A 24,453-nucleotide genomic window follows, 5' to 3' on the forward strand; every position below is an offset into this window, starting at 1 on the left:
CCTTTCCACTCAGTGGAAGTCCAGCGTAGACCGCGGGCGGCCGGGATCCGTACGGTTCGCATCGTGACCGCCACCTCCGAACGCGGCCTGCCCTCGCAGCGGGACATCTCCGCCGAGATCGAGGCCCTGCACGCCGGGCCCGCCCCAGCGCGGCAGCCGATGCTGTCCTTCACGCCGTACCGCAGCTCGACGCTGCGCCATCCGACGAAGGAGCTGCGCCACGCCGACCCCGAGGGGGCCGAGCTGCTCGCGCCCGTGTTCGGCCACTGCGACGTCGACCCGCTCGAGGCCGACCTGACCATCCAGCACGGCGGCGAGCCGATCGGCGAGCGGATCGTGGTGCAGGGCCGGGTCACCGACGGCGACGGGCGGCCCGTGCGGCGGCAGCTGGTGGAGGTGTGGCAGGCCAACGCCGGCGGCCGCTACATCCACAAGCGGGACCAGCACCCCTCCCCCGTCGACCCGAACTTCACCGGGGTCGGGCGCTGCCTCACCGACGACGACGGCGGCTACCGGTTCGTCACCATCAAGCCCGGCCCGTACCCGTGGCGCAACCACGTCAACGCGTGGCGCCCGGCGCACATCCACTTCTCGCTGTTCGGCACGCAGTTCACCCAGCGGCTGGTCACGCAGATGTACTTCCCGGGCGACCCGCTGTTCGCCCTGGACCCGATCTACCAGTCGATCACCGACCCCCGGGACCGGGAGCGCCTGGTCTCCGCCTACGACCACGACCTGTCCGAGCACGAGTGGCTGCTGGGGTACCGCTGGGACATCGTGCTGACCGGCACCCACCGCACACCCCTGGAAGCCTCATGACGACACCGGGGCAGACGGTCGGCCCGTTCTACGGCTTCGCGCTGCCGTACCCGCGCGACCACGAGCTGGTCACCGCGGCGCACCCGGGCGCGATCCGGTTGCACGGCACCGTGCTCGACGGTGCCGGGGTGCCCGTGCCGGACGCGCTGCTGGAGATCCGCCAGGCCGGGCCCGACGGGGTGGTGCCCACGGTGGACGGTTCGATCCGCCGCGACGGGACCCGCTTCACCGGCTGGGGCCGGGCCGGCGTCGACCCGGGCGGCCACTACGCCTTCACCACCGTCGAACCGGGACCGGCCATGCCGGGCCGGGCGCCGTTCTTCGCCGTCGTCGTGTTCGCCCGCGGGCTCATGGACCGGCTGTTCACCCGCGCGTACGTGCCCGGGGCCTGGCTGGCCGGCGACCCGTTCCTGGCCTCCCTCGACCCGGACGAGCGGGCCACGCTCGTCGCCGAGCGGGAACCCTCCGGGGATCTCCGCTTCGACGTGCGGCTGCAAGGCCCGGGACAGACCACGTTCCTGGACTTCGAGGGCACCCGGTGACGGCGCACGAGGACGGGATGGCGGTGCGGCGCGAGGTCCTCGGCGACGCGCACGTCGATCGCGCCGTCGCCGGCACCACCGCGTTCACCGCCGACTTCCAGTCGTTCATCACCCGGTACGCGTGGGGCGAGATCTGGACCCGTCCCGGCCTGGACCGCCGCTCCCGCAGCATGGTCACGCTCACCGCACTGATGGCGCACGGGCACTGGGACGAGTTCGCGATGCACGTGCGTGCGGCCCGCCGCAACGGCCTGACCCGCGACGAGATCGGCGAGGTGATCCTGCACGCCGCCGTCTACTGCGGCGTGCCCACCGCCAACCACGCGTTCGCGGTCGCCGGTCCCGTCCTGGCCGAGGAGGACGCCCGGTGATCAGTTTCCCGGCAACACCGGCGGACGCGGTCGCCGGGATCGGTGACTCCGCGACCGTGATGCTCGGCGGGTTCGGCGAGGCGGGCCAGCCGGTCGAGCTCATCGAGGCGCTCATCGACGGCGGCGCCGGCGACCTCACCGTCGTCAACAACAACGCCGGCAACGGCGATCGCGGGCTCGCCGCACTCATCGCGAAGGGCCGCGTCCGGCGGATCATCTGCTCGTTCCCCCGGCAGGCCGACTCGTGGCACTTCGACCGCCGGTACCGCGCCGGGCAGATCGAACTCGAGCTCGTGCCGCAGGGCAACCTCGCGGAACGGATCCGCGCCGCGGGCGCCGGGATCGGCGGGTTCTTCACCCCCACCGGCTACGGCACGCCCCTGGCCGAGGGCAAGGAGACCAGGGTGATCGACGGGCGCGGCTACGTGCTGGAGCATCCGCTGCACGCCGACTTCGCCCTCATCGCCGCGCACACGGCAGACGCCGCCGGCAACCTCACCTACCGCAAGACGGCCCGCAACTTCGGGCCCATCATGGCGGCGGCGGCCCGCACCACCGTCGTGCAGGTCCGCTCGGTCGTGGCCGTCGGCGGCATCGACCCGGAACACGTCGTCACCCCCTCGGTCTACGTCGACCGGGTCGTGCTGGTGCCCGATGAGGTGCGGTCGTGACCCTGGACAGTGACGCGCTCGCCGCCGCCGTCGCGGCCGACATCCCGCGCGGCGCCTACGTCAACCTCGGCATCGGCCTGCCCACGAAGGTGTCAAACCACTTCGCCGCCGACGCCGGCGTCGTCCTGCACACCGAGAACGGCATGCTGGGCATGGGCCCCGAGGCGACCGGCGACGACGTCGACCCCGACCTCATCAACGCCGGCAAGGTCCCGGTGACGGAGCTGCCCGGCGCCTCCTACTTCCACCACGCCGACTCCTTCGCCATGATGCGCGGCGGGCACCTGGACTGCTGCGTGCTCGGCGCGTACCAGGTGTCCGCGGCGGGCGACCTCGCCAACTGGCACACCGGCCGGCCCGACGACATCCCCGCCGTCGGCGGCGCCATGGACCTCGCGATCGGCGCCCGCGAGACGTTCGTGATGATGAACCTGTTCGCCAAGGACGGCACCAGCAAGCTCGTCACCGCCTGCACGTACCCGCTCACCGGGGTCCGCTGCGTGACGCGGATCTACACCGATCATGCCGTGTTCCTGCTCGACCGGGCCGGCGGCGTCACGGTCCGCGACCTGTTCGGCATCGGCTTCGCCGAGCTGCAGCGGCGGGTGCCCGTGACGCTCACGGAAGGTTCGCCATGACGGTCACCCGCACCACCGTCGGCATCGTCGGCGCCGGGCCCGCCGGGCTGCTCCTGTCGCACCTGCTCGCGCGGGCCGGCATCCCCGTCGTCGCCGTCGACCACCGCACCCGCCACGAGATCGAGACCACCCACCGGGCCGGCATCCTGGAACGCGACAGCGTCCGCCTGCTCGTCGACGCCGGCGTGTCCGGCCGGGTCCTCACCGACGGCCACGAGCACCGCGGGATCGACCTGCGCTTCGGCGGCGAGAGCCACCGCATCGACTTCCAGGGCCTCGCCGGCGCGTCGACGTGGCTGTACCCGCAGACGGACGTGTTCGTCGACCTCGCCGACGCCCGCGCCCGCGACGGCGGCGACGTCCGGTTCGGCGTGCGGGACACCACGGTCACCGGCGTCATCGGCTCACCGTCGATCCGGTACACCGACGAGCACGGCACCGCCCACGAGATCCACTGCGACTACCTGGTCGGCGCGGACGGCTCCCGCAGCATCTGCCGGCACGAGGTACCCGAGACCGCGCGGCGCCGGTACTTCCGCGAGTACCCCTACGCCTGGTTCGGCATCCTGTGCCGGGCACCGGCCAGCGCGCCCGAACTCATCTACACCCGCTCCGGCCGTGGGTTCGCGCTCATCAGCCAGCGCACCGACAGCGTCCAGCGGATGTACCTGCAGTGCGACCCCGACACCGACCCGGCCGACTGGTCCGACGACCGCATCTGGAGCGAGCTGCAGGCGCGGCTGGCCGGCGCCGACGGGTTCCGGCTGCGGGAGGGCGCCATCTTCGAGAAGACCGTGCTGCCGTTCCGCAGCTTCGTGCAGGAGCCGATGCGGCACGGCCGGCTGCTGCTCGCCGGCGACGCCGCGCACACGGTCCCGCCGACCGGCGCGAAGGGCCTCAACCTCGCCATCGCCGACGTGCGGGTCCTCGCCGAGGTCCTCGAACTCGCGGTGCGCCGCAACGACCCCGACGCGCTGGACGACTACCCGCGCCGCGCCCTGGCCCGGGTGTGGAAGGCGCAGCACTTCTCCTACTGGATGACCACGATGCTGCACATCCCGCCCGGCGCCGACGCGTTCGACCTGCGCCGGCAGGAGGGAGAGCTGGCGATGCTCGTCGCGTCGGAGGCGGGCCGGCGGTACCTGGCGGAGGGCTACACCGGCTGGCCCGCCGGCTGACGGTCCTGTCCAACGCTGTCCGACCGTGTCCAGGATCCGGGGACGGCGGCGGCAGCCGGCGCTGAGCATGGATGCGGCGTGACCCCCCGCATCGAAAGGCCCTCCATGAGACTGCTCCGCTTCCTCGCACTCCTCACCGCCGGGTGTCTGGCCGTGGCGGCGCTCGCCCCCGCGCCGGCCCTGGCCGCCACCACCCTCGACGCGCCGACCAACGTGCAGGCCGTGCACGTCGCGGACACCAGCGCCGACCTGTGGTGGTCCTACGACGGCCGCAGCGAACAGGCCGTGATCGAACGCAACGTCGGTGGCGTCTGGTCGGAGTTCACCCGTGGCGCCTACGGCGTGCTCGCCCTGACGGGCCTGCACCCGGGCACCGCCTACACGCTGCGGATCTTCGTGGTGGCGGCGGGATACACGGCGAGCCCGCCGTCCGCACCGGTCACGTTCACCACCCTGCCCGGCCCGGACACCGCCGCGCCGTCCGCACCCGGCTCGATGCTGTTCAGCAGCATCACCACCACGGGGGCGTCCCTGGTGTGGGGCGAGTCGACGGACAACGTCCAGGTCACCGGGTACCACCTGCAGCAGCTCATCGGCGGCGCCTGGACCACGATCCGCACAGTCGACGCGTTCAGCCGCTTCCAGCGGGTCGCCGGGCTGGCCGCGGGCACCGCCTACACGTTCGCGGTCATCGCCTTCGACGCCCGCGGCAACGCCTCCGCCCGGTCCGCGCCGGCGACCGTCACCACCCTGGCCATCACCGCCACACCGACCTGCCAGGCCCAGATCATCCTGTTCAGCCCCGGATTCATGGTCACGGTCAGCATCACGAACACGACCGCCGCGCCGGTCAGCGGCTGGTCCATCGGCTTCGCCCTGCCCGCGACGGCGGTCATCTCCAACGCGTTCGGCGGCACGATGACCCGGGCCGGCGGCACCGGCACGATCAGCCCGCCGGTGTGGGGCGGCACGATCCAGCCCGGCAACGGCATCATGTCCGGCTTCACCGGGTCGGCCTCCCCGTTCACCCCGCCGGAGAGTTTCACGCTCAACGGCATCCCGTGCACCGTGGCGTAGCGCCCTGACCTGGCGCGCGGGGCTCGCTGGCCCGCCGAGCCCTGCGCGCCACCGGCGTCCCGGCCTACGCTGCCCGCATCGACCACCACGTCCGCACCGCAGCCGCCGACGCGTTCCTGGCGCCGGTGGCGCAGGTGTGCACGACCGAGGACCTGGCCCGGATGCTGCGTGAGCTGCGCCGCCGCGACGCCCGCCGGCGCGGCGGCGTCGAGCTGACCTACCGCGAGCTGGCCGCGGCCACCGGCTGGTCGCACGGGATCATCGGCGGTTACCTCGCCGGCCGGGTGCTGCCGCCGACCGACCGGTTCGACGTGCTCGTCCGCCTGCTCGGGGCGTCACCGGCCGAACAGGGTGCCCTCGCCACCGCCCGCGACCGGGTCCAGGAAGGCCGCCGCGCCACCGCCACGCCGCCGCCACCGCCGGACGCCGCCGTGCCGAGGCAGCTGCCGGCCGACGTGCCGGCGTTCACCGGCCGGGCGGCGAGGCTCGCCGAGCTCGACGCGCTGCTCGGCGACGGTCCGCGCGTCGCGCTGCTCGCCGGGACGGCCGGCGTGGGCAAGACGGCCCTGGCGGTGCACTGGGCGCACCGGGTCGCCGCCCGGTTCCCCGACGGGCAGCTCTACGTCGACCTGTGCGGATACGACCCGGGGCAGCCCGTCGACCCGGGCGACGCCCTCGCCGGGTTCCTGCGCGGCCTCGGCGTCCCCGCGTCCGGCATCCCCGCCGCGACCGCCGAGCGCGCCGCCCGCTACCGCACCGAGGTCGCCGGCCGACGGCTGCTCGTGGTGCTGGACAACGCCTCCGGCGCCGACCAGGTCCGGCCGCTGCTGCCCGGCACCGGCACCTGCGTGGTCGTGGTGACCAGCCGGGACGCGCTCGGCGGCCTGGTCGCCCGCGACGGCGTGCACCCGATCCACCTCGGCCGCCTCGACCGGGGCGACTCGCGCACCCTGCTGCGGCGCCTGATCGGGCCCGACGCCGCCGGCACCGTGCAGCTGCTGGCCGAACGGTGCGCCGGGCTGCCCCTCGCGCTGCGGGTCGCCGCGACCCGGCACCGGCACCCGCACGACGACGGCCTCGACGCGTTCGACGCCGACGGGGACCCACGCACCGCGCTGCGGTCGGTGTTCTCATGGTCGCTGCGGCAGCTGACCCCGCCGGCCGCCGCAGCCTTCCGGCTGCTCGGCCTGCACCCCGGCCGGGTCGTCGACGTGCACGCCACCGCCGCGCTCGCCGGGCTGCCGCCGTCCGAGGGCCGGTCGGCGCTGCACGAACTGGCCCGCGCGCACCTCGTCGAGCCGGCCGGCGACGACTGCTTCGCGATGCACGACCTGCTGCGGGCATACAGCGTCGAGCTCGCCGGGCAGCTCGACGCGGACGGGTCGCGGGCCGCCCTGGACCGGCTCACCGCACACCTGCTGCACACCGCGGCGGCCGCGACCGCCACCCTGTACCCCCACGACCACCCGGGCCGGACCGCGTCCTCGTCCATTGTGGACACACCGGAGCGGGCGCAGCGGTGGCTGGACCGGCACCGGGCCGCGCTCATCGCCCTGGCCCGGTCCCGGGCGGCCGTCGAGCTGTCCCGGCTCCTGTGGCGGCACCTGGAGGTCGGCGGCCACTACCGCGACGCCCTCGCGCTGCACACCGCCGCGGCGGTGCACGGCGACGCCGGCGTCCACACCAACCTCGGCGCGATCCACTGGCTGCTCGGCGACCACGACCGGGCGAAAGTCCACTTCGGACGGTCGCTGCACGGGCACCGGGCGTCCGGCGACACCGCCGGGGAGGCACGCGCGACCGCCCGGCTCGCGCTGGTGCACGAGCGGCTCGGCGACCACGACGAGGCCGCGGCCCGACTCCGCGACGCCCTCGCCATGTACCGCGCCGCCGGCGACCGGCACGGCGAAGCCGCGCAACTGCTCAACCTCGGCTTCACGTACCACCGCATCCGCCGGCACACCGAGGCGCTCGGGCACCTGCAGCGGGCGGCGGCACTGTTCGCCGAGCTCGGTGACCGGCGGCTCGAAGGCTACGCGCTGGGCAACCTCGGCGCCGTCGAGAGCGTCTCGGGCCGCCACGACCAGGCCCTAACCCACCTGCGGCAGGCCCTGGAGCGCTGTGTCGCGGCCGGTGACCGGGGCGGCGAGGGCAGCGCGCACGGGACCATCGGCGCCGCGTACCACCGGACGGGGCGGCACGCGAAGGCCCTCGGCCACCTGCGGCGCGCCCTCGCCATCGCCCGCGCGACCGGCGAATGCGGCCTCGAAGCGGAGACGCTCACCACCCTCGGCGACGTGCTCCTGGCCACCGGCCGTCCGGACGCGGCGGCACGCCGGTTCGCGGCCGCCCGGGCCCTCGCCGAACGGACCGGCGACCGTCACACCCTCGCAACCGCCGTGGACGGCCTGTCCCGCTGCACCATCCACCTCAGGCGCGAAGCCGGCATGGCAGCCCGTTGAGTCCGTCATGAAAGTTTCGCGGCCGAGGCCGCAACGGTGAGGGCGGCCGGGCAGCGCCGGACCGCCGCAGGGCACCCCGCACGGGCGGGGCGGCCCTGGGTGAATCGCCGCCGCGGGTCATACGGTGCGGGCGACCGCCGCGCGAAGGGGCCCGCCATGGACATTCCGAGCATGCCAAGGCCCGCCGCCCGGGCCACGGTGGTCGCCCTGGCCGTCGCGGCAGTGCTGGTCCTGCTGCCGGTGCGGGCCTTCGCGGCCGGCACCACCTGGCTCCAGCGCCGCGGGATGTGGTTGCCGTCGCCGGCAGGCCAGACTGCCCGGCAGACGTTCCACCATTTCCGTCTCCGGGAGGCCGGCATGGCTCATGCACCGCGCCGTCTGATGGTCGCCGCCGTCGTCGGGTTGTTCGCCCTGCTGCCCGCGCAGCCGGCCGGCGCCGCCGGGCCGGGGGCCGTCGCCGGCAGCCTGACCGAGGCGGGCGCGCCCGTGCCGGGTGCGACGGTGTCGCTGCTGCTCAACGCGTACCCGGTCAGTGTCGCCGCCGCCGTCACCGGCGCGGACGGCACCTTCCGGCTGGACGGGGTCGCCCCCGGGACGTACAAGCTGAAGTTCAGCCTGCTCGGCGGTCTCGAACAGTTCTACCCGGGCAGGCCCGACTTCGCCTCCGGCGCAAGCATCACGGTCACCGACGGCCAGACGACCGGTGGCGTCACGGACACGGTCGTCGCGCACGGTTCGCTCGCCGGGCACGTCACCACGGCCACGGGTGTGCCGGCGGCACACGCACTGGTCGGCATCGCCCGGCCGGCGTCGGCCGATCTCGCACACGTGCTGACCGACGCCGGCGGCGGCTACCTGCTGCCGTACGTGGCCGCCGGCACCTATCAGCAGTTCGTGAGCGCGGCCGAGCGCGGCGCGCCGAGGCAGTGGGTCCGCGGGCACAAGCGGGCGGCCGACGCCGACCCGGTCACCGTCGCCCTCGGCCGGCGCACCACGGTCGATGAGGCGCTCCTGCCCCTCGGGACCATCTCGGGCCGCCTCGGCGACGCCGCCGGGCCGGTCGCGAGCCCCGTGGTGACCGCCTACTCGCAGAGCAGCCCCGCGGAGAACGTCGCCGCCCCGGGACAGCCCGACGGCACGTTCCGGATGTTCGTGTACCCCGGCACGTACAAGGTGAAGTTCACCGCGCCCGCCGGCCACGGGCTGGACCAGTGGTCGCACGGCAAGGAGTCCGAGCGCACCGCGGACGTCGTCACGGTGGCCGCCGGCGCCGGCACGGTGCTGGACGAGCGGCAGCTGCCCACCGGCACGGTCCGCGGCCGGTTGACCGACGCGACCGGCAACCCGGTGGCCGGCGGTGGCGTGGTGGTCGCCGACCCGGCCCGGGACCGGCAGTTCCAGGCGACCACCGCCGCGGACGGCACCTGGTTCCTGACCGCGTGGACCGGCAGCTACCGGGTGAGCTTCAGCACCGCGACCCAGAAGCAGTGGGCGCCCGGCGCCGCCACCCCCGCCGACGCGGCCATGGTGACCGTCACCGGCGGCGGCACGACGGTCGTCGACGACGCCCTCACCGTGCCCGGGTCGGTGGCGGTCACCGCGGTCGACGCGCGTACCGGCGGCGCGCTGTCCACGTTCTGCGCCGAGACCGTCGGGCCGTCCGTGTTCCTCCCGCCGGCCTGCACGCAGACCGGGACCGTCACGTTCCCCGACGTCGGCGCCGGGCCGCTCGACGTGAAGGTCACCGACGGCGTCCACCTGGACGCCACCGTGTCGACCCGGGTTGCCGCCGGACGGCGTACCGGCGTCACCGCACGCCTGGACGCGGGCGCGACGATCGCGTTCACACTGGTGGACGCGGTCACGGGCGCACCGGTGGACGGCTGCGTCAACCTGGTTCCGACGACCCGGGTGCCCGACCCGGACGGCGGGTACGCCGGCGACTGCGGCAGCGGCACGATCACGTTGAACCGGGTACACCCGGAGCCTTACGCGGTCTTCGCCGGCTCGTTCGACGGCACGCACGGCGCCCAATGGGTCGGCCCGCACGGCGGGGTGGGCTCCCGGGCCGCCGCACTGGTGGTCGCGCCCGCGGCGGGTGGCACGGCCGCGGTCACCGTCCGGTACGACGGCACCCGCACCATCACGGGCACCGTCACCGACCGGGCGGGCGGCGCACCGGTCGCGGACGCGACCGTGAGCACGTACGTCCCGGAGACCCGCACCGACGCGACCGGCCACTACACGATCGACCGGCTCGGACCGTACCGGTGGACGCTGGCGTTCACGCAACCGGCCTACGCGGGCCAGGTCTCGTCCCAGTACACCCTTGCCCTGCACCGGGGCACGACGGTCACCGGCCGGATCACGGGTGCCTTCGGCGGCACCCCGGAGTCGGCGACGGTGTCGGTCGTCGACGCGCGGACCCTCGACGTGGTGTCGCAGGTCGACGCCGCGGCCGACGGCACGTACGTCGCGCACGTGACGCCGTCGGAGCGGGTACGGGTGGTCGTGCGGTACACCCTGCACTCGTGCCCGGGCAACGCGACGAGCCGCGACACGCAGGTCCACCGCCCGGCGACGGTGAACCTCACGGTGCCCGAGCCCTGCGGCGTGTAGCCCGCGCGCGAACCAGTGGCTCATGAGCCCTGGGCGGCGGCCCCTTACTCTCGTGGTGGGACGGCCGTCGGGCGAGGCAGGGAGTGCTGGATGGACCGGCAGAGGATGCGCAGGATCGCGGACGGGCTTCCGCTCGGCGGTGCGCTGTCCGGGTTGGTCGTGTACCTCGACGAGACGTTGTTCGGCCACCCGCACGGCGGACCGGCCGCCGTGGGTGTCGTGTTCGTCGTGGCGATGCTCGTCACCTGGCTGTTGCGGAGGCTGTCCGGGGCGACCTGGCGGCAGACGCTGTGGCCGCGGCGGGAGCCGCCGCCCTGGACGCGGTTGCCGGTCAGCATGGCGTCGGTCGGTGAGCTCGCCCGGGCCGGGCGGAGGATCCAGGCCGTCAAGATGCACCGCGAGCTCACCGGCATGGACCTCGCGTCGAGTGTCAAGGCCGTGGACGCCATGATCGCCGAGGAGACCCGGCCCGGTTAGCCCACGGGGTCGCCACCGCCCGCCATCGGTGCACGAGGCGGGCGGTGACCGTTCAGCAGGGCGTGCCGTTGACGGTGAGGTCGGCCGGTGCCTGCGTGCTCGCCGCCGACGCGGTCCAGCCGAACGTCACCGACCGGCCGGTGCCGATGACCGCGTTGTACGCCAGGTTCGTCGCCGTCATCGTGAACGCGTCGGGCTGCTCGATCCTCGCCTGCCAGGCGCCGACGTTGCCGGTCGCGGCGGGTAACGTCCACCGGGCCGTCCAGCCGGTGACGGCCGGGCCGTGGTTGACGATGGTGAGGTCCGCGACGAAACCACCGGACCAGGCGGCGAACCGGTAGTCGCAGGAGAACCCGGTGCCGTCCGCCGCCGCGGGTGCGGCCCAGGCGAGCGGCAGGGCGGTGGCGACGGCGGCGGTGAGCAGGCGGGCACGGCGGGACATGGAGCCTCCACGGCGGGGTGCGGGAAACGGGCACTGGCGCACGCCGGTCTCGCGGCCGCAGGTGCCGCGCCGGCCGCTCGGCTCCCACCGCGGCTCGCGGCCGAAATCTACCCAGCACCGCCGCCACCGGTCAACGGCCGCGCTATCCTCGCCGCGGAAGCGCGGGGTGCCCCGCCCCGTGGGAGGGAGCACCGCCGATGCCCGCGCAGGCCGCCGTCTACCTGCCGCACCACGACGTCGACCTGGCCTCGGTGGCACCGTGGCTGCTGGTGCTGTCCGGGCCGGGCGCGGAGCACTTCGACTGCCTCGTCGACGGCGACGCGGTGCGGTTCAACGTGATGCCCGCCGCCGACCTCACCCGGCACCTCCAGGGCATGTGCGGCTGGCTCGCCACGCAGGACGTGCCGGCCGAGGACCTCCCGCTGCTGGAGGCCGCCGTCATGCAGACCCGCACGGCCCTGGGTCTCGAGACGGACCTCGAGTTCGACGACAACCACCGCGTCTGGGAGTGCCTGTTCGCCATCGCCGACCGGTACGACGGCCTCGTGTTCGTCCACAGCAGCCTGCTGCTGCCCGGCGGCGAGGCGATCTGCGGCCCGCTGCGCGACGGTGTGACAGGTTAATGCACGAACCGCTGGTGGATCTCGCCGACGCCGTCGACCCGGCTGACGAGGGTCTCGCCGGGCTGCAGGAACCGCGGCGGCTGCATGCGGTTGCCGACGCCGGCGGGGGTGCCGGTGAAGATGAGGTCGCCGGGCAGCAGCGGGCAGACGGCCGACAGCCGGGCCACCAGGTCCGGGATCGGGAAGATCATGTCGCTGGTGCGCCCGTGCTGCAGCGGCTGCCCGTCCAGCCAGGACGCGAAGGCGATGTCGTCGCGGTCGGGCAGCTCGTCCGGGGTGACCGCGACGGGACCGGTCGGGCCGAACCCGGGGTGCGACTTGCCGAGGCTGAACTGCGGCGGGGTCCCGGACAGCTGCATCGCCCGCTCGGAGAGGTCCTGGCCGCAGGTGACGCCGGCGACCGCGGCCCAGGCGTCGGCACCGTCGATGCGATACCCGCCGCGGCCGATGACGGCGACCACCTCGATCTCCCAGTCGACCCGGCCCTCGGGGAGCCGGACCTCGGCGGACGGCCCGGCGATGCAGGTGGGGAACTTCGTGAACACCAACGGCGCCGATGGGGGGACGAAGCCGGCCTCCGCGGCGTGCGGGCGGTAGTTCAGCGCGATGGCGAACACCTGCCGGGGCATCGGCACCGGCGCGTCCAGGTCCGTGTCGGCGACTGGCACGGCCGGCGTCCAGTCCGCGGCGGCGGCGAAGGCGGTGACGTCGTCCCACCGTTCGAGTGCCGCGATGGGCTCCCAGGGCAGTGTGCCGCCGGAGGCGGTGTGCAGGTCGAGGGCATGCCCGTCGCGGACGAGGACGAACCGGCCGTGCAGCGTTCCGAAGCGCACGGCGCTCAGCTCGTCGAGGAGTACAGGTCGGTGGAGTACGGCGGGGTGTCGTGCGCGTCGCTCCACGGCACGACGTGGTTGCGCAGCACGCCGACGCCCTCGATCTCCGCCTCGATGCGGTCGCCGGGCCGCAGGTAGCAGGCGAACGGGTCGGGCTGGACCGCGGCGACGCCGGAGATGGTGCCGGTGGTGATGATGTCGCCGGCGGAGTAGCCCTGCGCCGAGTGGTGCGCGACCAGGTGCGGCAGGGAGATGAGCAGCTGCGAGGTGTTGCCGCGCTGGCGGACCTCGCCGTTGACGCGCAGCTCCATGGCGAGGGCGTGCGGGTCGGGGATCTCGTCCTTCGTCACGATCCACGGGCCGATCGGGCAGAACGTGTCGATCGCCTTGGAGAAGGAGAAGACGCCGGACTGCATCTCGCGGCGCTGGATGTCGCGGGCGGTGATGTCGTTGAAGACCAGGTAGCCGGCGATGTGGTCCTCGGCCTCCTCGGGTCCGAAGAACTTGCCGCTCCTGCCGATGACGACGCCCAGCTCCAGCTCGTAGTCGAGCTCCTTGGTGAGGCCCTCCGGGTAGACGATGGCGTCGTCGGGCCCGATGATCGCGTCGACGTTCTGGAAGAACACGATGCCCTTGTGCACGGGGTGCGACCAGTTGACGGCCTGCAGCTCCTGGTGGTGGTCGGCGAAGTTGCCGGCGGTGTGGAAGAACTTCTTGGGCACGATCGGCGCGTTGAGCCGCACGCGGTCGAGCGGGAGCCGCTCGCCGGTCTCCGCGATCCGGCCGCCGCGCTCGAAGTACTCCCGTGTGGAGCCGCAGGCGAGCTCGACGACGGTGTCGCCGTCCAGCCGGCCGACGCGGCCGCCGTCAAACGTGACCAGCTTCATGAGGCATCTCTTTCATTCCACGAAAGTCGCTTTCACCCGATGATTGGGGTTGGTACGACCCGGTGTCAAGCGACGTGCGGGGCTACACGCCGGGCGCGGCGACCCGGAAGACCCTGAGCTGCAACGCCAGGGCGCCGTAGTAGCCGACCAGGGTGAGCAGCTCGAACAGCGCCGGGCGGCCGAACCTCGCGACGAACCGGTCGTAGGCGGCGTCGTCGAGGTCACCGCCGGCGGCGAGGGCCGCGGCCGTCTCCGCGGCGAGCCGCTCGTCCTCGCGCAGGGTGCCGTAGTCGCCGCGGCGCAGGCCCGCGAGGTCGGCCTCGGTCAGGTCGAGGGAGCGGGCGACGGCCTCGTGCGCGTACCGCTCGAACGCGGAGTCCCACTGCGCGGCCACCACCAGGATGGCGATCTCGCGGATCCGGGCGTCGAGGTGCGTCTGGTAGCGCACGGTCGAGCCGAGGGCCTGCAGCGCGGAGCCGAGCGCGGGCTGCAGCAGGAACGCGTTGAACGGCCCTTCGAGGCGCCCGGCGTCGTCCACCAGCCGGAACAGCTGCGGTCCGGTGGCGCGCGGGCCGCCGGCGATCGCCTGGTACAGCGCGGCCTGGTCCGGCTCGAGCTCCGCCGGCGTGAGCCGCGGGATCCGGCTCATGCGCCGTGCGCCAGCAGGCTGGAAATCTCCGCGCAGGTGGCGAGCACGACCGGCCGCAACTCCCGCACGATGCGCTGCGGCGACCAGTCGCGGGCCTGGACGGCGAGGTTGACCCCGGCGACCACGCGGCCGTCGGCGCCGGTGATCGGGCCGGCGACGGAGCGCAGCCCGTAGGCGAGCTCCTCGTCCTGGATGGCCCAGCCCTGCTCGCGGATGACGGCGAACTCGGTGCGCAGCTCGGCGAGGGAGAGCTTGGCGTTGGGCCCGTGGTTGGCCGCGAACGACGCCTCGCTGATGCGGGACTCGAGGTCCCCGGCGTCGAGGTGGGCCAGCAGCAGCTTGCCGATGGAGGTGTGCACGGCCGGCAGGGTGGAGCCGACCTGGATGTTCGCGGTCACCAGGTCGGAGTTGCGCAGCCGCACCAGGTACAGCACGCGGTCGCCGGTGAGCACGGCGAGGTTGACCGTCTCCTTGGTGCGGGTGCCGAGGTCCTGCAGCTTGGGCGTGGCGATGCCGACCAGGTCGAGGCTGCGCAGGGCGGCCGTGCCGAGGGTCAGGGTGCGCACGCCGGGGCGGTAGTCGCCGTTGGGCAGGTGGTCGAGGTAGCCCTCCGCGGTGAGGGTCATGATCACGCGGTACACCGTGGGCATCGGCAGCCCGGTCGCCGCGGCGAGGTCGCTGACCCGCCACGACGGCCGCTGCTCGTCGAACAGCGACAGCACGCGCAGCCCTTTCGCCAGGGCCTCGATGCGGTACTCGGGGCGCTCGCCCGCGTCGCCGGCACCCTCGGCCGCCACGACGGCATCGGACGTGGTGGCGGTCTTCGCGCGGCTGCGTGGCATTGAGGGCCTTCCTCGTCGTCGGGACGCCACCAGCCTAAAGCGCCTGCGAAGGCGAGCCTGGACAGCCCTCCGGCGCCCGACTAAGGTGGCAGAAACTTACTTTCATCATACGAGAGTGCGAGTCCGAGAGGTAGCCCGAATGCACGACTGGCTTGCACTGACAGGACGGCCGGCCCTGGTCGTCGGCGCCGGCGGCCTCGGCGGCGCGAGCGCGCTGACCCTCGCGGCGCAGGGCGCCCGGGTCGTCCTGGCCGACGTCGACGAGGAGAAGCTGGACCGGATCGCGCGGGCCGCGAAGGACGCCGGGTCGGGCCTGCGCACCGTCGTGTGTGACGTGCGGACCCCGGAGGGCTGCCGCGCGGTGGTCGCCGAGACCACGGTACTCGCCGGGCCGCCCCAGGTGTTCCTGCACGCCGTGGGCCGCAACGTGCGCAAACCGGTGCTCGACCTGGACGACGAAGACTGGGTGGACACCCTCACCCTCAACATGTCCTCCGCGTACTGGCTCGGCCAGGCCGTCGGCCGGCTCATGGTCGAGCAGCGCTACGGCCGGATGGTGTTCGTGTCGTCGGTCTCCGGGCTGCTCGCCCACCCGCACCACGCGCCCTACGCGGCGACCAAGGGCGGCATGAACCAGATGCTGCGGGTCATGGCCCGCGAGTGGGCGCACTGCGGCGTGACGGTCAACGCGGTCGCGCCCGGCTACATCGAGACCGACCTGACCAAGGACTACCTGGACAAGGGCAACAACCGCGAGAGCCTCGAGTCGCTCGTCCCCGCGCGGCGGCTCGGCCACCCGGAGGAGGTCGCGGACGCGGTGGCGTTCCTGGCATCCGACCGCGCGGGCTTCATCACCGGGCAGATCCTGTACGTGGACGGCGGCCGCGTCCTCGTCTGATTCCTGTTCCCACCGACCGGAGGATTCACCGTGCCCGCTTCACCGCTTCCCGTCCCCCGCCGCTTCGAGGGCCGGTCGGTCCTGGTCACCGGCGCCGGCACCGGGTTCGGCGCCGAGATCGCCGTCCGCGCCGCCCAGGAGGGCGCCCGCGCCGTCGGCGTGCACTACCGCAGCTCCTCCGCCGGCGCGGAACGCACCGCCGAGCGGGTCCGCGACGCCGGCGCCACCGCGGAGCTGTTCCAGGCCGACATCGTCGACTGGGAACAGATCAAGGCCATGGCCGACGCCGCGTTCGACCGGCTCGGCGGCCTGGACGTGCTGGTCAACAACGTCGGCGACGTGGCCCGCGAGCAGATGTCGTGGCGCGACATCACCGAGGAGTCGATCGACCACGTGCTCGCCGTGGACGTCAAGGGCACCATGCTGTGCGTCCACGAGTTCGGCGCCCGCATGCTGGAGCAGGGCCACGGCAGCATCGTCAACATCGGCTCGACCGTCATCGTGCGCGGCAGCGCCCGGGCACCGCAGTATGCCGCCGCCAAGTACGGGCTGCTCGGCCTCACGAAGTCCTACGCGCACGCGTTCGCGCCCACGGTGCGGGTCAACGTCTTCGCGCCCGGGTTCATCGAGACGGAGGCGACGCTGGGCCGCCAGGACTGGAAGTCCGGCCGCGGCGAGCAGCTGCGGTCGATGACGCCGATGGGCCGCATCCCGGGCCCCGCCGAGCTGGCCGGCGCCGCGCTGTTCCTGGCCACCGACGACGCCGCCCACATGACGGGCAACTACATGGTCGCCGACGGCGGCTACAACATGGTCGGCGCGTAACCGGTGGCCGGCATCCATCCCTGCGACCTGAGCCTCGGCGAGGCGCGGGCGCTCATCCAGCGGGCGGTCGACAAGGCCGAGCAGCTCGGCCTGCGTGGCGGCATCGCCGTCGTCGGGGCGAGCGGCGGCCTCACCTCCGCCTCAACCACCCACATCAGCCCCTACGGCCCGGTCCGCGTCGCCTGGCAGTGTGCCGCCGGGCCGTTCGAGCTGTCGGTGTCGGTCCCACCGGGCACGACCGCCACCGTCGTCCTGCCGGGCGCCCCGCCACAGGTCGCCGGCCCCGGCCGGCACACGTTTCATCCCGCCGGAAGTGGCTAGAGACACCGCGTCGGTCACTGTCGGTCCCGGGGGGGGTGCGTCGCCGTGTTCGACGACTTCGAAACGTTCGACATCGCTACCGACGGCACGTCGATACACGGACGCGTCGGCGGCAGCGGGCCGCCCGTCCTGCTGCTGCACGGCATTCCGGAGACCCACCTCATGTGGCACCGGGTGGCGCCCCGCCTCGCCGAGCACCACACCGTCGTCGTCACCGATCTGCGCGGGTACGGCGACAGCGGCAAGCCGCCCAGCACCGCCGACCACGAGCCGTACAGCATGCGCGCGATCGGCGGCGACCAGCTCGACGTCATGCGGCAGCTGGGCCACGACACGTTCAGCGTCGTCGGGCACGACCGCGGCGCACGCTGCGCCTACCGGCTCGCCCTGGACCACCCGGACGCGGTGCGGCGGCTCGGGGTGATGGACGTCGTGCCCGTCGGCGACGCGTACGACCGCGCGGACAAGGACTTCAGCCTCACCTACTGGCAGTGGTCCTTCCTCGCCGCTCCGGCACCGGTGCCGGAGCAGTTCATCGGCGCGGCACCGGCCACCATGGTGGACTTCATGCTCGACACCTGGGCCGAGGTGAAGGACGCCTTCCCGGCCTCGCTGCGCGCCCGGTACATCGAGCACTTCAGCGACCCCGCGACCGTGCACGCCATCTGCGAGGAGTTCCGCGCCGCCGCCACCCTCGACTACGAGCAGGACGAGGAGGACCGCGGCAACCGGAGGATCGCGTGCCCGGTGCTCTTCCTGTGGAGCCAGCACGGTTCGGTCGCGAAGCTGTACGACGATCCGCTCGCGCTGTGGCAGGAATGGGCCGATGACGTGCGTGGCGGCCCCGTGCCGGTCGGCCACTTCATCCCGGAAGAGGCCCCACGGCAGACCACCCGCCAGCTCGTGGACTTCCTCCGGTAGCCATGACCGCCATCGCCTACCGCACGGCCGACGTGGACGGCGTCACGGTCTTCTACCGGGAGGCCGGGCCGTCCGACGCGCCCACGCTGCTGCTCCTGCACGGCTTCCCGTCGGCGAGCCACATGTTCCGCGACCTGATCCCGCTGCTGGCCGACCGGTTCCACCTCGTCGCCCCCGACCTGCCCGGCTTCGGCAGGTCGGACATGCCCGCCCGGGACGGGTTCGGCTACACGTTCGAGCACCTCACCGACGTCATCGACGGGCTGACCGGACGGCTCGGCCTGGACCGCTTCGCGCTCTACGTGTTCGACTACGGCGCGCCGGTCGGGTTCCGGCTCGCCACCCGGCACCCCTCACGCATCACCGCGATCGTCTCCCAGAACGGCAACGCGTACGAGGCGGGCCTGAGCGACGCCTGGGCCCCCGTCCAGGCCTACTGGAAGGATCCGTCGGCGGCCAACCGGGACGCGATCCGTCCGCTCCTGGCGCCGCAGACGACGGTCTGGCAGTACACCCACGGCGTCCCCGACCCGGCCTGCGTCAGCCCCGACGGCTACGAGCTCGACAACCACTACCTCTCGCGCACCGGCGCCGACGAGATCCAGCTCGACCTGTTCGCCGACTACGCGACCAACGTGGCGCTGTACCCCACGTTCCAGGAGTACTTCCGCACCAGCAGGCCGCCGCTGCTCGCCGTGTGGGGCCGCAACGACCCGTTCTTCCTGCCCGCCGGCGCCGAAGCGTTCAGGGCCGACCTCCCCGATGCCGACGTCCGGCTCGTCGACACCGGCCACTTCGCCCTGGAGACCCACGCCGAGCCGATCGCGACCGCCATCCGCGGGTTCTTCGCCACCGACCCATGACATTTGTACTGCCGATCCCACGACGAACGGGCCGATGATGACGGGAGTCCGGATGCGACCCTGAAGGCGTGACAATGACGGCAGATGTGGTGCGACTGCGGCCTCCCCTGCACCGGGTCAGCCCCCGTGCCCTGTGGTACTGGGCGGCCAGGGCCGCGGTGCTGTGGATCGTGCTGCTCGCGGCCCAGGCGATCTGGTGGTTCGCCGACAGCGACGGCGCGAGGCTCTCCCACCTCGTCGTGGGTGCGGCGTGGCTGGTGCTGGCCGCCGCGCACCTGACGGTGATGCCGCAATGGCGCTACCGGGTGCACCGCTGGGAGGCCACCGACACTGCGGTGTACACCCAGACCGGCTGGCTCAGCCAGGAGCGGCGGATCGCGCCGATCTCCCGGGTGCAGACCGTGGACAGCGAGCGCGGGCCGATCGAGCAGCTGTTCAAGCTGGCGAACGTGACCGTGACCACCGCGTCGGCGGCCGGCCCCATCAAGATCGACGGCCTGGCCGCGAAGGACGCCGACCAGCTGGTCGCCGACCTGACCACGCGGGTCGGTCAGAGCACCGGGGATGCGACGTGACCACCGCGCTCGAACCCGCGGAGGCGGCGGTCGACGAACGCTGGCGCCGGCTGAGCCCCCGGATGCTGGCGGTGCACCCGGTGATGGAGCTGCGCCGGCTGATCTTCCCGCTGGTCGCGGTGCTGGTCGGGCTGCGCAACGGCGACGGCGGCGAGGGCGGCTGGTGGGCGCTGGGCATCGGCGGTGTCGGCATCGGGCTGGGTTTCCTGCGCTACTTCACCACCTCGTTCCGGATCACTCCGGCCTCCGTGCAGGTGCGCCGGGGCCTGCTGCGCCGCCGCACGCTGACCGTGCCGCGGGACAGGGTCCGCACGGTGGACGTCACCTCGCACGTGCTGCACCGCATCTTCGGCCTGGCCCGGGTCACCGTCGGCACCGGCAAGACCGACAAGAAGAACGACGGCGTGAAGCTGGACGGTCTCAGCAAGGCCGCCGCCGAGAACCTGCACCGCGAGCTGCTGCACCGCCCGGCGGCGACAGTTCCCGGCGCCGACGGCCTCGGCGCCGGTGCCGCGCGGCCCGCCGAGGCCACGTCCGAGACCGTGCTGGCCGCCATGCGCCCGGCCTGGATCAGGTACGGCCCGTTCACACTGTCCGGCCTGCTCACCATCGGCGTGCTGTTCGGCATCGGCTCCCGCCTGGTCAGCGAGAGCCACGTCGACCTGACGAAGATCGGCGTCGTCCACGACTCGATCAGCTACCTGCGGGACCGGCCCCTGCCGGTGGCGATCCTGCTGGTGTCCGCCGCGGTGGTCGTGTTCACCGCGATCGCGTCGACCGCCGGCTACGTCCTGGCATTCTGGAAGTTCAGGCTGAGCCGGCACAGCAGCGGCACGCTGCACGTGCGGCGCGGCCTGCTCACCACCCGCAACACGACCATCGAGGAGCGCCGCCTGCGCGGCGTGGAGCTGAGCGAGCCGCTGCTGCTGCGCGCGGTGCGCGGCGCCCGGGTCCTGGCCATCGCCACGGGCCTGCGGGTGGGCCGCGGTGCCGAGCGCGGCGGTTCGGTCCTGCTGCCACCCGCACCCCGCTCCGTCGCGGTGGCCCTGGCCGGCACGGTCGCCGGCGACGCGGCCCCGCTGTCCGTGCCCCTGACCCGCCACGGCCCCCGAGCCAGCCTGCGCAGATTCACCCGCGCCGCCACGGTGAGCACCGTACTGATCCTGATCGTCCTCGCGTTCGTGCTCTTCGCCGGCGCCCCGTGGTGGGCGTTCTGGACCGCGGTGCCGCTGCTGCCGATCGGCGCGCTGCTGGCCCTGGACCGGGCCGGCTCCCTGGGCCACGCCCTCACCCCCGACTGGCTGGTCAGCCGGCACGGCAGCCTGGTACGCCGCCGCTACGTCCTGCGCACCGACGCGGTGATCGGCTGGAACATGACCACCTCCCTGTTCCAGCGCCGCGCCGGCCTGACCACACTGACCGCCACCACGGCCGGCGGCAACCAGCGCTACTCCATCCTCGACGTCCCCGACGCCGAGGCGCTCCGGGTGGCCCGCACCGCCGTCCCCGGCCTGCTGGAACAGTTCCTCGCCGGCTGAGCGCCGGTGCCCGGGCCGTCACACCTCGGGCACCGGCACAATCGCGACCCCTCGCAGGAAGGGGCGCCCACCTGACGGCGGGCGCCCCTTGCAGGATGTGGCTACCTATCTGTAAGTGATGTCGCTCTGCTTGACCTTGCAGTTGGCGTCGTTCCAGCCGTCGCCGAGGTAGGTCGGCTCGCTGCCCTTGGCGACGCCCTTGTACTTGGCGCAGACGTGGATGCTCGTGTTGTTGTAGACGGTGACGCGGGTGATGGTGGCGGTGTCGCCCCAGTTGCTGTTGATGCCGGCCACGTAGTCGACGTCATCGAGGATGACGTTGTCGATGACGACGTGGCGCTGGTAGGAGGTGGTGCAGTTGCCGCAGCCGCGGTACAGCTTGCCGGTGCCCTTGAGGTAGAAGCCGCTGATGTTCACGGTGCCGTTGCCGTTGTGCTGGAACGTCTTGTCACTGCCGGACTTGGCGCCGCCGCCGATGACGTACGAGGTGCCGCCGCCGGTGCCCTTGAAGGTGGCGGCGTCCTCGCCGATGTCGTTCCACCAGACGTTGCGCAGAGTGCAGGTGCCCTCGCAGTGCACGCCGTCGCCGGCCGGGGAGCCGATGATGACGTTCTGCAGGGTGGCGCCGTTGGCCAGCTTGAACATCGGGTCCTGGCTCTCGTTCTGCGAGCCGTCACCCATGCAGCAGTAGGTCTTCATGCCACCGTCGAAGGTGCTCGAGACGTTCTGCGTGCTGGAGATCGACACGTTGCCCCGCGACGTCGGCCACGTCGTGGTCGGGGTGCCACCGCCGCCGGTCGAGGTCGGGGTCGGGGTCGGGGTCGAGCCGGTGGAGGTGGGGGTCGGGGTCGGGTTCGAGCCGCCGCCACTGGAGTACGTCTCGAACTCGGCGATCCGCGGCGCGCCGGACGCGCTGGTGATGTCGAGGGTGAGCTTCTTCAGCGAGGTCGAGGCGAAGGAGATGGTGCTCGGGCTCCCGCTGCCGCTGGTGAGGACGGCGCCGTTGTCGGCGTTGAGCAGACGCCACGCGCTGATCGACCCGCCGCCGGACGCCTGCCGGATGACGGCGCTGCTCACCGTCGTGGCGCTGCCCCACTTGACCGAGACGTAGCCGGTCGCACTGGCCGGCGACCAGTAGGTGCTCGTGTTGCCGTCCTTGACGTTGCCGTAGCTGGTGCCGCTGGCCTTGCTGGAACCGTCGGCGCCGGCACCGAGGCTCAGGTTGGTGCCGTCCGCGGCCGAGGCCTGCGGCAGCGCCACAGCCAGCGTCACCGCGGCGCCCGCAATCGCGACGGCTCCCCCGGATATCCACCGTAGAGCTGATCGTCTCATCCGTGTCTCACCTTCATGGTCATGGTGCGTGGCGGTCACTACCGCTTCCATATGGAGAAAGCGCTTTCCCCACGACGACAGGCTCCGGGTCTGGACGGGTCTTGCGAAGCGCCGAGCCGGACTCGGCGTTCGGGGCGGGGCCTATGGTCGACGGGTATCAATCTAGGAATGCGCTTTCCTGGATGCAAGCGAAGGCGTTTGCAGGTTTGTTGCAGCGTTTGCTTCCTGCGGATGCCGTCGACGGGTTGGCGCGTCACACAACCGAACGCCTTCTGGCGGACCCGCGATCCCCGCGGGGAAGCCATCGTGAAAATTTCACGGAGCGCGCGGCGGGTGGGCGCCGGCGCTCAGACGCAGTCGGACTCGGCCCGGATTTCCTTGTCGTGGACGTGCTCGTCGTGGATGTAGACGCCGCCGCGGAACAGCGACACGACCGCTCCGACCGCTGCGAGGACTGCGGCGAGGGTGAACACCACGACGAGCCCGCTGTGGAACGGGCCGGACAGCAGGTCCGGCAGGTAGGTCCGGCTGGTCAGCGTCGTCACCGTCTCCGCGGGCAGCTGGTCCAGGACACCGGCGGTGTTCAGCAGCGAGGCGATCGGGTTGGCGCCGAGCAGCGCGGCGAACATGAGACTGACCGGCGGCACGGAGGCGACCTGCGTGGCCACCGGTGCGGGTACGCCCTCGGCGGTGAGACCGCTGTGCAGCGCGTCCGGCAGTGACCGCGAGAGCCCGGCGACCAGGAGCGAGAAGAAGACGCCGATGGACAACACCATGCCGGCGTTCTGGAAGGTCGCGCGGATGCCCGACGCGACCCCGCGCTGCGCCGCCGGTACCGCATTCATCACCGCCGTCGTGTTCGGCGCCGAGAACAGCCCGGAGCCGACACCGTTGAGCAGCAGCAGCAGCGCGAACGCCGGATAGCTGAAGTCGACCGGAATCGCCAGCAGGCCCAGGAAGGTCAGCGCCATGATGACCAGCCCTCCGGTGGCGAACAGTTTGGCGCCGTACCGGTCGGACAGGTAGCCGGACACCGGTCCCGCCGCGATGAAGCCGAGCGTCAACGGCAGCAGGAAGATGCCCGCCCAGAGCGGGGTCTCCTCGAAGTCGTAGCCGTGCAGCGGCAGCCAGATGCCCTGCAGCCAGATGATCAGCATGAACTGCAGCCCGCCGCGGGCGATCGCGTTGAGCAGGGCGGCCGCGTTTCCCGCCCAGAACGCCTGGATGCGGAACAGGCCGAGGTCGAACATCGGCTGGCGTGCCCGGGTCTCGATCAGGGCGAAGGCCATCAGGAGGGCGAGGCCACCGACGATGCTGGAGACGACCCACGGGTTGGTCCAGCCCTCGGTGTGCCCACCATAGGGCTGGATGCCGTACGTGATCCCTGCGAGCAGGACGGTCAGGCCCACGGCGAACGTCAGGTTGCCCCACCAGTCGATGCGGACGTCCGGCCTGGGCGTCGCCGTCTCGCGCAGGTTGCGGTAGGCCCACCAGGTGCCGACCACGCCCACGATCACGCTGACCCAGAAGATCGCCCGCCAGTTCCACACCGACAGCACGCCGCCCAGGACCAGTCCGATGAAGCTGCCGGCGAGGCCGGCGACCTGGTTGACGCCGAGCGCGGTGCCGCGCTGCCGGGCCGGAAACGCATCGGTGATGATCGCGGCGGCGTTGGCCATCAGCATCGCACCGCCCACGCCCTGGACCAGGCGCCAGCCGATCAGCCACAGCGCGCCTGCCCGGTCGTCCCACGGCGTCAACGCCAGCGCGACCGAGGCGGCGGCGAACACCGCGAAGCCGGCGTTGTAGATGCGCACCCTCCCGTACATGTCGCCCAGCCGCCCGAGGGTGACCACCAGGACCGCGGTGACCAGCAGGTAGCCCATCAGCATCCAGAGCAGGTAGCTGACGTTGGCGGGGGCGAGCGGGTCGAGGTGGAGGCTGTTGAAGATCGCCGGCAGCGAGATGATCAGAATCGAGGCGTTCACGGTGGCCATGAGCATGCCCAGCGTGGTGTTGGACAAGACCGACCACTTGTACGGAATACGAC

The 24,453-nt window shown here is 72.8% G+C and carries 25 protein-coding genes; 18 read left to right on the forward strand and 7 right to left on the reverse strand.

The genetic code is table 11. From position 1 onward, the window contains the following. Positions 1–63: 63 nt before the first annotated feature. The 10 genes from pcaH (at position 64) to OHA72_RS49900 (ending at position 10,854) form a co-directional block, all read left to right on the forward strand. Positions 64–819, forward strand: a complete 756-nt coding sequence (gene pcaH, locus OHA72_RS49855; RefSeq protein ID WP_327003118.1) for a protocatechuate 3,4-dioxygenase subunit beta — start codon at positions 64–66, stop codon at positions 817–819. Next, the gene (gene pcaG / locus OHA72_RS49860) at positions 816–1,361 is read left to right on the forward strand and encodes a protocatechuate 3,4-dioxygenase subunit alpha (protein WP_327003119.1); all 546 of its coding nucleotides are present in this window, start codon (positions 816–818) and stop codon (positions 1,359–1,361) included. Before pcaH ends, pcaG begins: the two co-directional genes overlap by 4 nt. Next, positions 1,358–1,732: a 4-carboxymuconolactone decarboxylase gene (pcaC, locus tag OHA72_RS49865; RefSeq protein ID WP_327003120.1), complete on the forward strand. Its 375-nt coding sequence runs from the start codon at positions 1,358–1,360 to the stop codon at positions 1,730–1,732. The genes pcaG and pcaC overlap by 4 nt, the downstream gene beginning before the upstream one ends. Further along, on the forward strand, positions 1,729–2,403 hold the full coding sequence (locus OHA72_RS49870; RefSeq protein ID WP_327003121.1) for a 3-oxoacid CoA-transferase subunit A: 675 nt from the start codon (positions 1,729–1,731) through the stop codon (positions 2,401–2,403). The genes pcaC and OHA72_RS49870 overlap by 4 nt, the downstream gene beginning before the upstream one ends. Next, complete coding sequence (locus OHA72_RS49875) at positions 2,400–3,041, forward strand: 3-oxoacid CoA-transferase subunit B (RefSeq protein ID WP_327003122.1); 642 nt, start codon at positions 2,400–2,402, stop codon at positions 3,039–3,041. The genes OHA72_RS49870 and OHA72_RS49875 overlap by 4 nt, the downstream gene beginning before the upstream one ends. Then, positions 3,038–4,219: a 4-hydroxybenzoate 3-monooxygenase gene (locus tag OHA72_RS49880; protein ID WP_327003123.1), complete on the forward strand. Its 1,182-nt coding sequence runs from the start codon at positions 3,038–3,040 to the stop codon at positions 4,217–4,219. Before OHA72_RS49875 ends, OHA72_RS49880 begins: the two co-directional genes overlap by 4 nt. 105 nt (positions 4,220–4,324) lie before the next feature. Continuing rightward, positions 4,325–5,296, forward strand: coding sequence for a cellulose binding domain-containing protein (locus OHA72_RS49885; protein WP_327003124.1), 972 nt, complete (start codon positions 4,325–4,327; stop codon positions 5,294–5,296). Positions 5,297–5,430: 134 nt separating this feature from the next. Further along, positions 5,431–7,758, forward strand: coding sequence for an ATP-binding protein (locus tag OHA72_RS49890; protein ID WP_327003125.1), 2,328 nt, complete (start codon positions 5,431–5,433; stop codon positions 7,756–7,758). 156 nt (positions 7,759–7,914) lie between these two features. Continuing rightward, positions 7,915–10,377 (forward strand): carboxypeptidase regulatory-like domain-containing protein, encoded by a 2,463-nt coding sequence (locus OHA72_RS49895; RefSeq protein WP_327003126.1) that lies wholly within the window; start codon positions 7,915–7,917, stop codon positions 10,375–10,377. 90 nt (positions 10,378–10,467) lie between these two features. Next, the gene (locus OHA72_RS49900; protein ID WP_327003127.1) at positions 10,468–10,854 is read left to right on the forward strand and encodes a hypothetical protein; all 387 of its coding nucleotides are present in this window, start codon (positions 10,468–10,470) and stop codon (positions 10,852–10,854) included. Positions 10,855–10,906: 52 nt separating this feature from the next. Here OHA72_RS49900 and OHA72_RS49905 read toward each other — a convergent pair whose 3' ends face one another. Next, on the reverse strand, positions 10,907–11,296 hold the full coding sequence (locus tag OHA72_RS49905; RefSeq protein ID WP_327003128.1) for a cellulose binding domain-containing protein: 390 nt from the start codon (positions 11,294–11,296) through the stop codon (positions 10,907–10,909). A gap of 197 nt (positions 11,297–11,493) precedes the next feature. On the opposite strand from OHA72_RS49905, the gene OHA72_RS49910 reads away from it, so the two are divergent. Then, on the forward strand, positions 11,494–11,919 hold the full coding sequence (locus OHA72_RS49910) for a hypothetical protein (protein ID WP_327003129.1): 426 nt from the start codon (positions 11,494–11,496) through the stop codon (positions 11,917–11,919). Here OHA72_RS49910 and OHA72_RS49915 read toward each other — a convergent pair. The 4 genes from OHA72_RS49915 to OHA72_RS49930 form a co-directional block, all read right to left on the reverse strand. Continuing rightward, positions 11,916–12,752, reverse strand: a complete 837-nt coding sequence (locus OHA72_RS49915; protein ID WP_327003130.1) for a fumarylacetoacetate hydrolase family protein — start codon at positions 12,750–12,752, stop codon at positions 11,916–11,918. The two genes, OHA72_RS49910 and OHA72_RS49915, sit on opposite strands and share 4 nt — an antisense overlap. 5 nt (positions 12,753–12,757) lie before the next feature. Further along, complete coding sequence (locus tag OHA72_RS49920; protein WP_327003131.1) at positions 12,758–13,639, reverse strand: fumarylacetoacetate hydrolase family protein; 882 nt, start codon at positions 13,637–13,639, stop codon at positions 12,758–12,760. Between the two features lie 82 nt (positions 13,640–13,721). Then, on the reverse strand, positions 13,722–14,288 hold the full coding sequence (locus OHA72_RS49925) for a carboxymuconolactone decarboxylase family protein (protein WP_327003132.1): 567 nt from the start codon (positions 14,286–14,288) through the stop codon (positions 13,722–13,724). Continuing rightward, positions 14,285–15,130: an IclR family transcriptional regulator gene (locus OHA72_RS49930; RefSeq protein ID WP_327003133.1), complete on the reverse strand. Its 846-nt coding sequence runs from the start codon at positions 15,128–15,130 to the stop codon at positions 14,285–14,287. Before OHA72_RS49930 ends, OHA72_RS49925 begins: the two co-directional genes overlap by 4 nt. A 139-nt stretch (positions 15,131–15,269) precedes the next feature. Between OHA72_RS49930 and OHA72_RS49935 the strand changes: the two genes are divergently transcribed. The 7 genes from OHA72_RS49935 to OHA72_RS49965 all read left to right on the forward strand — a co-directional run bounded on the left by OHA72_RS49935 (position 15,270) and on the right by OHA72_RS49965 (position 21,071). After that, entirely contained in the window at positions 15,270–16,028 is a 759-nt protein-coding gene (locus OHA72_RS49935; protein WP_327003134.1) for an SDR family NAD(P)-dependent oxidoreductase, read from the forward strand. Between the two features lie 30 nt (positions 16,029–16,058). Then, a complete protein-coding gene (locus OHA72_RS49940) occupies positions 16,059–16,853 on the forward strand; it encodes an SDR family NAD(P)-dependent oxidoreductase (RefSeq protein WP_327003135.1) in 795 nt (264 codons plus the stop codon). A 3-nt stretch (positions 16,854–16,856) separates the two neighbouring features. Further along, a complete protein-coding gene (locus OHA72_RS49945) occupies positions 16,857–17,174 on the forward strand; it encodes an alpha-L-rhamnosidase C-terminal domain-containing protein (protein ID WP_327003136.1) in 318 nt (105 codons plus the stop codon). A 45-nt stretch (positions 17,175–17,219) separates the two neighbouring features. Then, positions 17,220–18,095, forward strand: coding sequence for an alpha/beta fold hydrolase (locus OHA72_RS49950; protein WP_327003137.1), 876 nt, complete (start codon positions 17,220–17,222; stop codon positions 18,093–18,095). A gap of 2 nt (positions 18,096–18,097) precedes the next feature. Further along, positions 18,098–18,958, forward strand: coding sequence for an alpha/beta fold hydrolase (locus OHA72_RS49955; RefSeq protein WP_327003138.1), 861 nt, complete (start codon positions 18,098–18,100; stop codon positions 18,956–18,958). Positions 18,959–19,032: 74 nt separating this feature from the next. Continuing rightward, the gene (locus OHA72_RS49960) at positions 19,033–19,533 is read left to right on the forward strand and encodes a PH domain-containing protein (RefSeq protein ID WP_327003139.1); all 501 of its coding nucleotides are present in this window, start codon (positions 19,033–19,035) and stop codon (positions 19,531–19,533) included. After that, on the forward strand, positions 19,530–21,071 hold the full coding sequence (locus tag OHA72_RS49965; RefSeq protein WP_327003140.1) for a PH domain-containing protein: 1,542 nt from the start codon (positions 19,530–19,532) through the stop codon (positions 21,069–21,071). Before OHA72_RS49960 ends, OHA72_RS49965 begins: the two co-directional genes overlap by 4 nt. A gap of 105 nt (positions 21,072–21,176) precedes the next feature. On the opposite strand, the gene OHA72_RS49970 is transcribed toward OHA72_RS49965, so the two are convergent. Together OHA72_RS49970 and OHA72_RS49975 are read right to left on the reverse strand one after the other, a co-directional pair. Beyond that, on the reverse strand, positions 21,177–22,343 hold the full coding sequence (locus OHA72_RS49970; RefSeq protein WP_327003141.1) for a pectate lyase: 1,167 nt from the start codon (positions 22,341–22,343) through the stop codon (positions 21,177–21,179). Positions 22,344–22,750: 407 nt separating this feature from the next. Beyond that, positions 22,751–24,427 (reverse strand): MFS transporter, encoded by a 1,677-nt coding sequence (locus OHA72_RS49975; RefSeq protein ID WP_327003142.1) that lies wholly within the window; start codon positions 24,425–24,427, stop codon positions 22,751–22,753. Between the last annotated feature and the right edge of the window lie 26 nt (positions 24,428–24,453).

Origin of the sequence: Dactylosporangium sp. NBC_01737, assembly GCF_035963215.1 — a bacterium.
Taxonomy (GTDB): domain Bacteria; phylum Actinomycetota; class Actinomycetes; order Mycobacteriales; family Micromonosporaceae; genus Dactylosporangium.